We start from the raw sequence: 10469 nt of genomic DNA on the forward strand, positions 1-10469 counted from the left end.
AGATGCATATTGTACAATCAGTAAAATATTCTTGCCTAATTTTATTTATTATGCTACTATTTAGAAGCTTTTGGAAATTTACGAATACTACATATTATGGAGGAAACATGAACAGCGAAAAACACACCGATCATATTGCCAACCCTTCTCCTTTAGGTCTGCTGGGCTTTGGTATGACAACAATTCTTCTCAATCTGCATAATGCAGGGATTATACCTTTGTCTATTGTAATCGTTGCAATGGGATTTGCCTTAGGCGGCGCTGCACAGATCATTGCAGGCGTAATGGAATTTAAAAAAGGCAACACGTTTGGTGCTACTGCATTCTCAGCCTATGGTTTTTTCTGGTGGTCACTCATACTTATCTGGTTCAATCCATTTAAGGGCATCGAAGCTGCAGATTCTAGAAGCATGGGATTTTATCTTTTACTTTGGGGAATTTTCACACTCTTCATGTTCATCGCTACATTAAAACACAACCATGGCATCCAGGTAGTTTTTTTAACCCTGACCATCCTGTTTTTCATGTTGTCCCTCGGAGACTTTACGGGCATACATTCTATTGTAACCATTGCCGGATATGTTGGTATTTTATGCGGGGCCTCCGCAATCTATAACTCAATGGCACAGATTGTTAATGCTGAATACAAAAAAGAAATTCTTCCTTTATAAATATTTTTTCAAAAGTGCGTACTGCGGTCTTTGGCCTGGCACGCACTTTTTTTGATCGTTTTTTTGTTATATCTGATTGCCGGCAAACTGAGTCATATACAGGTCATGGTATGGGCCCTTTTTATTCAGAAGTTCCATATGATTTCCAGTCTCTGCAATGCGTCCCTGATCCAGCACGACAATGAGATCCGCATCACGGATGGTCGACAGCCTGTGCGCAATAATCAGACTCGTCCGATCCTTCATCAGATTTACCATAGCATCCTGAATATGTTTTTCTGTCCGCGTATCAACGCTGGAAGTGGCTTCATCCAGAACCAGTATCCTGGGATCAGCCAATACCGCACGGGCAATAGACAGGAGCTGGCGCTGCCCCTGGGACAAGTTATCTCCAGCCTCCGTCAGCAGGGTATTGTAGCCATCGGGCAGCCGTTTAATCAAGTTATGGCAATTACTCATTTTCGCCGCTTCCTCCATCTGCTCATCCGTTGCATCCGGCCTGGCATATTTAAGATTGTTGCGTATGGTGTCCGAAAACAGTACGGTATCCTGCATGACAATGGCGGTATTTCTTCTAAGTTCATTGCAGTCAATATCTCTTATGTCAACTCCATCGATAAGAATACCTCCGCTGTCCGTATCATAAAAGCGCATAAGAAGATTGACCACAGTGGTTTTTCCACTCCCGGTGGCTCCCACAAGGGCGACCTTGTGGCCAGCAAATATCTCCAGATTAAAATTGTGCAGCACCCGTTTTTCGGGATTGTAGGAGAAATTTACATTCTTAAAGGTAATCACGCCTTTAGAAGAATCCATGTTCTTCTCCCCGCCTTTATCTTCCTCCATCTCATCCAAAATGGCAAATACCCGCTCAGCTCCAGCGATTGCTGTCTGTACCTGCCCGTAAACCTGGGCAATTTCATTGACCGGACGCCCGAACTGCTTGGCATACACGATAAAAGCAGAAATGACTCCAATGGATATATACCCGTTGATGGCAAAATATCCGCCAAAAGCCGCTATAATCACAAAGCCGATGTTATTGATGGAATTTATCACCGGTCCCATGGCCCCGCTCAAAAAATCCGACAAAATACTGACTCTGGTCAGTTCATCCGAAGTGGCATCAAATCCTTCCATCGCTTTTCTCTGCCGGTTATAGGCGGTTACTGTCTTGAATCCTATAACCATCTCTTCAACAGAACCGTTCAGCTGTCCCAGCAGAGCCTGCCTCTTCCGGTACGATTTTCTCATGGCTTTCGACAGATATTTTGTGGCGAGTACCGTGAGTATTACGGTTGTGCACGATAGCAGCGCCAATTCCCAGGAGAACCAGACCATCATAATGACCGTTCCGATGACCGTAAATATTCCGGATATGAAGGATGTCAGGGATTGGGAGACTGTACTTGAGATATTTTCTACATCATTTGTCATCCGGCTCATAATATCGCCATGGGAATGTGTATCCAGATAGCGGATTGGGAGATTCACGATTTTATCAAAAAGTTCTTCCCGGATTCTTCTGACGATGCGCTGGCTCAGGCGGTTGCTGATCAGATTCTGAAACAAGGTGCATATCCCTAGTATCAGGTACACACCCAGCATAATTGCCAGAATTGGCGGAACCCTCCCGAAGGAACCCTCAGCAATCCTGTCAATAGCGTGGCTTTGCAGAGAAGGCGCATACACTGAACATACCACCGTCAGTACGACCGCGGACAACAGACCGAAAACCATCCATTTTTCTTCTCCAAAATATCCGAATAACCTTCCGAATGTTTTTTTACCTTCTCTGGGTTTTTCCACATCCTGAAATCCCTTGTGGCTTCTGTGCCCTGGAATCCTGACCCGGCTGCTCTGATTGTCCTCCGACTTACCCATGGAGTTCACCCCCCGTCCTCATCTGGGAATCATAAATATCCTGGTAAATTTCACAATCCATAAGCAGATTTTCATGCGTGTCACAGGCCACAATCCTTCCCTCATCGATGACGGCAATGCGGTCTGCCCCTTTTACGGAGGCTATCCTCTGGGCAATGATAATCTTGGTAGAATCACTATGATTTTTCTTAAGGGCATCATAAAGCTCAGCCTCCGTCTTAAGGTCCAGTGCACTGGTAGAATCATCAAAAATCAGAATTTCCGTACCCTTTAAAACAGCACGGCTTATCGCAATACGCTGTTTCTGCCCCCCCGACAGATTCATTCCTTTTTCCGCCACTTTCGTATCATATCCATCCTTCATAGCTTCAATAAATCCCGAAGCTCTGGCTGTCAAAGCCGCTTCTTCTATCTCTTTATCGCTGGCTCCGTCCCTTCCCCATGAAATATTTTCTCTGACGGTTGCACTGAATAATTCACTTTTCTGAAGAGATATGGCAATCTTATTCCGCAGGGCATTCAGTCTGTACTGCCTGACATCGATACCATCCACAAGCACCGAACCCTCTGTCGGATCATAAAATCTGGGGACAAGACTGACAAGCGTGGACTTCCCGCTGCCTGTGGCTCCCAGGAGTCCGAGAGTCTCTCCCGGATAGATTGTCAGATTTATGTTGGATAATACCTCTTCCCTGTTCCCGCCGGGATAGGAAAAGGACACATCACGAAATTCTATCTTTCCTTTAATTTCTGTATCTCCATCAAATCCACCGCCGACGATTGCCGGATTAGTATCTAAAACTTCCTGAAGCCTCCGCATCGACGCCGTTCCCCTGGAAAGATTCTGGATTATCATTGCCATCATCATTACACTGTGTAAAATCTGCGTTATATAAGTAATCGCTGCCATTACGTTTCCAGGCGTTATATGACCTGCTTTAACCCGGATGCTCCCTGCATAAATTATGGCGGCAACGGAAATATTCATGATTATGTTCAGAATAGGGGACATGTAGGAAAACAGTTCCATCACCCTTAGGTTGGTATCCACCAATTCATCATTCGCTTGTTTGAATCGTTCCTTTTCATATCCTTCTCGTACGAAGGCCTTAACAACCCTTAATCCTGCTACGTTTTCCTGTACGACGCTGTTGAGCCAATCCAGTTTTTTCTGAAGTACAGAAAAAACCGGTGTTGCTTTTGAAACAAAAAACACCACACAAAGAGCAACAAGGGGCAGTGCACAGGCAACCACTACACCAAACCCCAAATCAAGCTTGAGCAGATAAACAATCCCTCCGGCAAATATCAGTATGTTGCGGATAAATCCGCGCAGAGTCTGTATAACCATCCCCTGAACCTGGGATATGTCGTTTGTAACACGGGTAACCAGGGAACCCGTGGAAAATTTATCTGTCTGTTCAAAAGAAAATGACATGATTTTCTTAAATACATCCTTGCGGATGTCATTGGCGAAATATTGGCCACAGAAATTGGCAAAAATCCCGGAGAGAATTCCCAAGCATCCACCAAGAGCCACAAGTCCTATCATTTTATATCCCGTATTCATGATCAGGTTAAGATCGCCCACATTGTTATTGGACAGACCCAGTACACCCTCGTCCACGATAAGGGCCATCAGGCGGGGTTGAATCAGATCCAGCATCACTTCTCCGAACATGAAGAGGGGCGCAGGCAGAGCAAAAAACCAATATTTTTTCAAATATTTTAATATTCCTTTCATACCGGCCTCTCCTCCCTAATCATTCGGGATAAAATATTGTCACTTTTATTTCGAGCTTTTTTCTGCTTCTGCCACTTCACAGACTTTGAGTTTTCTTCCCTGGACCGTAAATCGGATATTAAATCCCGCAAAAGCGAGCCCATATATCCGGTCCGGATCATCCTGATAGGACGGGCGGGGGTCTTGTTCCAGCACTTTAAGAAGCGGAGTCTGTTTTTCCTCTGATACGAGACAGAGCAATTCTGATGGAAAAACCACCTCCAATGCGTAGTCCCTGAATAAATCCGAAAAGCCTCCGGATGCTTTTGGATGGCTGTCTGAATAGGGAATGTACGGTTTTATGTCAAAGATAGGAGTGTTATCCATCATATCCACTCCCGATACGTAAAGGACCGGACCACATTCGGAGTTTATTTCGACTTTGTCCAGTCTTACGGAAGAGAGGCCGATTGGATTCGGGCGGAAAGGGGAGCGGGTGGCGAACACCCCTACCCGGACATTGCCACCCAACCTCGGCGGACGGACAGTTGGAGACCATGTATTCCGTACAGCCTCCGAAAACTCCCATAGGATCCATATATGGGAAAATTCTTCCAAACCACGCACAGACTCCGGATTCCGGTATTCCGGTTCAAATACAATCATCCCTTTCAGGGAGTCTACAATCCCGCTCTGGCGGGGTATTCCAAATTTTGTTGGGAAGTCCGTCTTTATACGGGCAATAACTTTCATAACAGCACTCCTAATTTATTCTTACAACGGATTAATCCATGTGTTTCAGGATAATCAAGTCCTGAAACCTATGTTATCATATTTATGAGAGTTCGAAAATTTGATGCTCTGGCAGAGAGCAGATGATGTTCAGACCTTTTCATAAAACGGCCGGCGGAAAATTTAATTTTTCCTGCCGGCCACTCCTCTTTTATCTCGGTGAAAAAATAATTTTATAGAAATTTTCTCCCATAATAGATTCTTCTATAACCCGACACCTGCTGCTGATACATATTTCTTTCACTTCTTCTTTGGAAATCCTGTGTTCAGCAGGCGGTCCCATCGGAGTTGCCCATTTATGAAATTCTATCACCAGGAGTTTCCCATCCGCCTTTAATATTCTTCCTGCTTCATCAAGCATGGCTTTCTTATCATCTATTTCATGAAGAACCGTAACCATGACGGCCATATCGCACAACCCGTCTTCAAGAGGCAGCTCCCGGGACGTCACTTTCAGGATTTCCAGATTGTCGATTCCCTGTTCCCGCCTTCTGTTTTCCAACAGCGCTATCATGGCGTCGCTTGCCTCAAGAGCATATATTTTCCCGCGGCTGATTCTGGCTGCTGGTATTGAAAACACGCCGGTGCCGGCACCGATATCACACAAGGACATGCCATCCGAAAAACCGGCAGCCCTCAAGGTTCCTTCCGGATCAAGTTCTGCCAGTCTGACTGGATTCTCGAATTTATTGAGTTTTCCCTCTGACATAAACTAACCCTCCGAATTTCCTGCATTCAATTCTCTAATCGGAACATTTTTACATCCACATCTAGGACATCTCGCCTTTATACAAGCCTTTGCATCACCTTCACAGATTCTGTATTCGCCGCCTTCAATCTGAAGCTCTTTCCCATGCACCAGAGCCTGAGCAAGTTTCTTTCTTGCCTCATTATAGATTCCCTGAATAGTAGTACGTGCCACTTTCATTTGCTTCGAACAGTCTTCCTGTGTCATTCCATCTAAATCGATTAACCGTATTGTTTCATATTCGTCTACCGTCATTTTTATCATGTTGTCATAATCCACGTCTGTACCCAAGGGTCCAAATCGGTCAAATTCAGGCAGGCAGCAAACAATCCTGCACTTTCTAGGCCTCGGCATTGAAGTCCTCCTTATTCGTTCTCATTTTAGGATATTTTACCACAATGCAGATACTTTTAATATCTTAATATTGGATTTAATTTCTCCGTTCAGACATAATCCATCTCCTGCTCCAATTCTGAAACCATCATTTCGAAATCTTCCTTAGTGATCAATCCCTTTTCGCGTCGCCAGTTCATGCATCTGTTCCACACAACGTAGACTGCCTCCGCCTTAATACCCTGGACACCTTCGGACCGGCAGATTTCTCTTGAAGATAAAGCTTCATAAGCCGCGTCTCCCACATATAAATGGCTGATCGTAGTGATTTCCTCCTGAATAAATTCTCCTTCGTCATTGAATCGGTCCATATAGTTATGAAACAGTTCGACGATATCTTTACTAAAGTATCCATATTTGTCCCTGGAATATTTTCGGATTATATCAGCCCCTGTATCCATAATCTCCGTTTTTTTTGTTTTTTTCTTACTAAATATTTTCATTTCGTCCTCCAGTCTAATATTTTTTATATTATTCATTTTAAAGTAATTATACAAAAAAAGATGAACAGCTTCTTAACGAAGCTCTCCACCCTATAAGCCAAGACTTGAAACAGCCAAAAACCAAGCTGCCAACCGGAATGATTTCCATATTCAATTATTATGTAAACATTATAACCTATTTTTAATTAAATTTCAACAATAAATTTAGATTTATTTTGTTTTTTTTGTTTGTTTTTTATTCCATAATGCTATATTTTTGTAAAAAAGGCGACCGCGACCGCCCCAGGACCTGCGTGGGTTCCTACCGTGCTGCCGATCATGCTTATTGGAAGTTTTCCGGTATAGTCTTTCCATAAAGCCTCACTGTCCGCTATGTATTTTTGCAGCAGATGATTGTTGAGTCCTGTGTAGCCCAGGCAGATGGGTTTTTCAAAATCGATTCCGCCTTTTTCATTTACTTTCAGGTTCAGAAGGTTATTCCCTTTTTTAGAACCACGGGCTTTTCCCACCACCTTGATTTCTCCATCCTCAACACTTATTACAGGTTTGATGGACAGCAGTTCTCCGGCAAATGCACTGGTCTTTGATATTCTTCCCCCAAGTTTGAGATATTCAAGCGTATCCAGCAGTGCGACCAGACATGCCTTCTTTTTCTCCTCATTCAACTTTGCGGCAATTTCCCCAGCCTCTAGCCCCTGATCCCTAAGCTGCATGGCGTAACGGACTAATATCTGCTCTCCGATGCTTACATTCCCACTGTCTACAACGTATATCCTGTCTTCATAGCCTCGAGCCGCAATAACGGCGCTTGCGTGGGTTCCGGAGAGTTTTGATGAAATAGTTATTACAACAGCACTATCGCCGCTTGCCAGAACTTCCTTGAATACCTCACCGTATTCAAAAGGGACTACCTGGCTTGTTTTTGGTATTACATCTTCCTCGATCAGCTTTTCATAAAAACGCTCATGGCTGATTGTCACCCCGTCCAGATATTCCTCTTCTCCGAATATGGTCTTTAGAGGCAGAAACAGGATGTTTTCCCTATCCGCCTCCGACTTTTCCATATCACAGGCTGAATCTATGATAAGCCTTACCCCCATGATTCTTTCCTCCTCAAAATTATTTCCTATACATTATACAACCTTAGTCTATATTAATAAACAAAAAAGTCCGGTCTGGAATGCTGACCCAGACCGGCACATTGAAGATATTAATATTTACCGTATGTTTTAACCGTATCAAACATGGCTTCCACATTTTCCGGCTTGGCTGCGGCGTCCAGCGTATCTGAAAGATCAAAGATATAGCCTCCACCTGGCGCACAGATATCAAGAAGACGTTTCACAGATTCAACCACTTGTTCCTTCGTGCCAACCTCCAGAAGACGAGAGCGGAATCCTCCGGAAATACAGGAATGCGGTCCGACAATCTTCTTGGCTTCTTTCATGTCAACATCTTCAAAATGTACGAGTACCTTGCCATCTTCAATTTCCTTGAGGAACTCGAGACGGGAATCATACTTCCCTTCCGTATAAACCCAAGGTGTACATCCTGCCTTGATCAGATCGTCAATCAGGCGCTTGAGCGTCGGCCAGTAGAATTCTCCATATTGTTTCGGACTCATAAAGCCGTCCAGACCTTTATGCAGAGGAATAAAAACAAACTTGCCCACGGAATTTTTCGCCTGCGCAAGAGCCGAATTGAGGGTAGAAGGATAGAACATTTCTATGGCGCTCTTTACGTTTTCCGGCTGGTCATACAAATCTGCCATTGTGTCAATCGTTCCACGCAAAGTGTCGCTTAACTGATCGAAAGCACATCCAGTGCTGGCCGCTCTCAGAACAGGAAATCCCATCTCCGCCATCTCTCTGTCAAATGCACCTGCACCCTTGAAATATTCCGCCGCCATTGAGCCAACCTCGCCCATGGTTTTAAATGCTTCTGCAATCGACGGATCAATGAATTGAATCATTCCGGCAGAGGCCTGCCAGCTCAAGGTGTTTTTAAAATTGATTTTCGCAAGCGGCTCCATGATTTTGAAGCTGCGCGGAAGGTATTTATTAAGAATCCATCCGGATGCATCCGTCAGTAATTCCGGATACTCCTCATCTCCCAGATATGGTTTTTCAATATACTGATGAATGGAGTTCCTGTCAATATTCACGCCGGGACGGCCTGCCCATTGGAGCCAGTTAATCCCCATTTTCTCCAGCATATCGCCTTGTCCGGCAAAAAAGCTGCTGTAGTTGGTTGCCATATCCGGTTCGTACTCCTGAACATATTTCCGGAGTCCTTCTCTGGCTTTATTCACATCGTACATTACTTCTGACATGCTATACCCATAATGCGTATACACATAGGTTCCTGGGAAGGGAATAATCGGAACTCTGTCTGGTTCCTTTAATGCCATAGCATCGTCGATTCGTTTCATACGTTCATTATAAAGCTGTTTCGCATCCATCATAACACCCCTGCTTTCCAATAATATTTACATTATTTTATCATGAATATTCCGCATACTACTAATGAAAAAAACGACTATCTGTAAGTCTTTTTTGGACAATATTGCTAATATTTTTCTCTTTTCTTCTATATTGTTGTTAATTATTTAAATAGACATCCCAGCACGATTTCCTCATCATTTCCCTGGGCGTACACGGTTTTCCCTACAGTGCAATATCCGGTTTCATTTCCACTACAGCCACTCTGTTACAGTAATCCTGACAGAATTCTGCTGTTTAACAGTTACAAAGTTTCATAAGATCTCTTTTATTATACCATAAATTAATGGTATAATAAATTCTGAATCAATTAAGGAGGAGATACTATGAAAGTATTGCTTATTAACGGAAGTCCCCATCCAGCGGGCTGTACCTATACTGCTCTGTCCGAGGTCGCTTCTGCTTTGAACAAGCAGGATATCCAGACAGAAATACTGCAGATCGGTACAAAGCCTGTATCCGGATGTCTTGGCTGCGGAAAATGCTTTGAAACCGGCAGGTGCATTATCGACGATGTCGTCAATGTTTTTCTGGCGGCAGCCCCTGAATATGATGGATTTATTTTTGGGTCTCCAGTGCATTATGCGTCTGCATCCGGTATGCTGTCCTCATTTATGGATAGAGCCTTCTACGGACGCCGAAAGCTCTTTTCAAACAAACTGGGAGCCGCAGTTGTAAGCTGCCGGCGCGGCGGTGCCTCTTCAGCGCTGGACCAGATAAATAAGTACTTCGGAATCAGTAATATGCCCGTGGTCTCTTCCCAGTACTGGAATATGGTCCACGGCAATTCACCCGATGAAGTGAGACAGGATCTGGAAGGACTGCAGACCATGCGGACCCTCGGCAACAACATGGCCTGGCTGCTCAAATGCATGGACGCAGGAAAAAATGCTGGAATCTCATTCCCGGAAAACGAGAAACTCATTCCGACAAACTTCATCCGATGAATAAAAAAACGCCAGCCTTTCGGCCAATGTCATTAAGTTAAGAGAAGACAAATAATACAACGAGGATTTCGAAATTCAGATATAGTCTTTTTCTGAGTTCGGAATCCTTTTTTGCTATATTCTTGAAGGTATATTAGATTTATATGTATGCCAAAAAGACAGATTGTCATCTGCCATTTTTAATAGTATTATTGTTATGGATTAAGCTACTCTGTAGAGGAATCCAACTGCGGTCTGGGATTTGACTTTACGAGGGTCTTGACGCCCAGGCCGTATTGGTAAAATATATTTCTGTATTAATGTAACGACATCCAATGACGTTACATTAATACACTTTAGATATCGCTTACAAATGCTAATCGCCATA

10 protein-coding genes and 1 other annotated feature are annotated in these 10469 nt (G+C 43.8%); of the genes, 2 read left to right on the forward strand and 8 right to left on the reverse strand.

The genetic code is table 11. From position 1 onward, the window contains the following. The first annotated feature begins 107 nt into the window (after positions 1-107). Positions 108-671, forward strand: coding sequence for an acetate uptake transporter (locus BUA79_RS06795; protein WP_073993618.1), 564 nt, complete (start codon positions 108-110; stop codon positions 669-671). A 66-nt stretch (positions 672-737) separates the two neighbouring features. Here the strand turns inward: BUA79_RS06795 and BUA79_RS06800 are convergent, their stop codons facing one another. From BUA79_RS06800 to BUA79_RS06835, 8 genes are all read right to left on the reverse strand, one after another. Next, positions 738-2555 (reverse strand): ABC transporter ATP-binding protein, encoded by a 1818-nt coding sequence (locus BUA79_RS06800; protein WP_073993619.1) that lies wholly within the window; start codon positions 2553-2555, stop codon positions 738-740. Beyond that, positions 2548-4299, reverse strand: coding sequence for an ABC transporter ATP-binding protein (locus tag BUA79_RS06805; protein WP_178138552.1), 1752 nt, complete (start codon positions 4297-4299; stop codon positions 2548-2550). The genes BUA79_RS06800 and BUA79_RS06805 overlap by 8 nt, the downstream gene beginning before the upstream one ends. A gap of 45 nt (positions 4300-4344) precedes the next feature. Further along, positions 4345-5031, reverse strand: coding sequence for a tRNA (N6-threonylcarbamoyladenosine(37)-N6)-methyltransferase TrmO (gene tsaA / locus BUA79_RS06810; protein WP_073993620.1), 687 nt, complete (start codon positions 5029-5031; stop codon positions 4345-4347). 190 nt (positions 5032-5221) lie between these two features. Beyond that, positions 5222-5779 carry a class I SAM-dependent methyltransferase gene (locus BUA79_RS06815; RefSeq protein WP_073993621.1) on the reverse strand — a complete coding sequence of 186 codons (558 nt, stop codon included), beginning with the start codon at positions 5777-5779 and terminating at the stop codon, positions 5222-5224. A gap of 3 nt (positions 5780-5782) precedes the next feature. Further along, entirely contained in the window at positions 5783-6172 is a 390-nt protein-coding gene (locus BUA79_RS06820; RefSeq protein WP_073993622.1) for a DUF134 domain-containing protein, read from the reverse strand. Between the two features lie 89 nt (positions 6173-6261). Beyond that, positions 6262-6654, reverse strand: a complete 393-nt coding sequence (locus BUA79_RS06825; RefSeq protein WP_073993623.1) for a hypothetical protein — start codon at positions 6652-6654, stop codon at positions 6262-6264. 79 nt (positions 6655-6733) lie between these two features. Further along, positions 6734-6788, reverse strand: a sequence feature (sodium ion sensor (DUF1646 type); this cis-regulatory element may regulate processes involved in with the transportation of sodium ions). A 114-nt stretch (positions 6789-6902) separates the two neighbouring features. Beyond that, positions 6903-7754, reverse strand: a complete 852-nt coding sequence (locus BUA79_RS06830; RefSeq protein WP_073993624.1) for a DegV family protein — start codon at positions 7752-7754, stop codon at positions 6903-6905. Between the two features lie 110 nt (positions 7755-7864). Further along, on the reverse strand, positions 7865-9118 hold the full coding sequence (locus BUA79_RS06835; protein ID WP_073993625.1) for a uroporphyrinogen decarboxylase family protein: 1254 nt from the start codon (positions 9116-9118) through the stop codon (positions 7865-7867). Positions 9119-9481: 363 nt separating this feature from the next. On the opposite strand from BUA79_RS06835, the gene BUA79_RS06840 reads away from it, so the two are divergent. Continuing rightward, positions 9482-10102 carry a flavodoxin family protein gene (locus BUA79_RS06840; RefSeq protein WP_073993626.1) on the forward strand — a complete coding sequence of 207 codons (621 nt, stop codon included), beginning with the start codon at positions 9482-9484 and terminating at the stop codon, positions 10100-10102. Positions 10103-10469: the final 367 nt, after the last annotated feature.

Origin of the sequence: Parasporobacterium paucivorans DSM 15970 (assembly GCF_900141895.1) — a bacterium.
GTDB classification, from domain to species: Bacteria; Bacillota; Clostridia; order Lachnospirales; family Lachnospiraceae; genus Parasporobacterium; species Parasporobacterium paucivorans.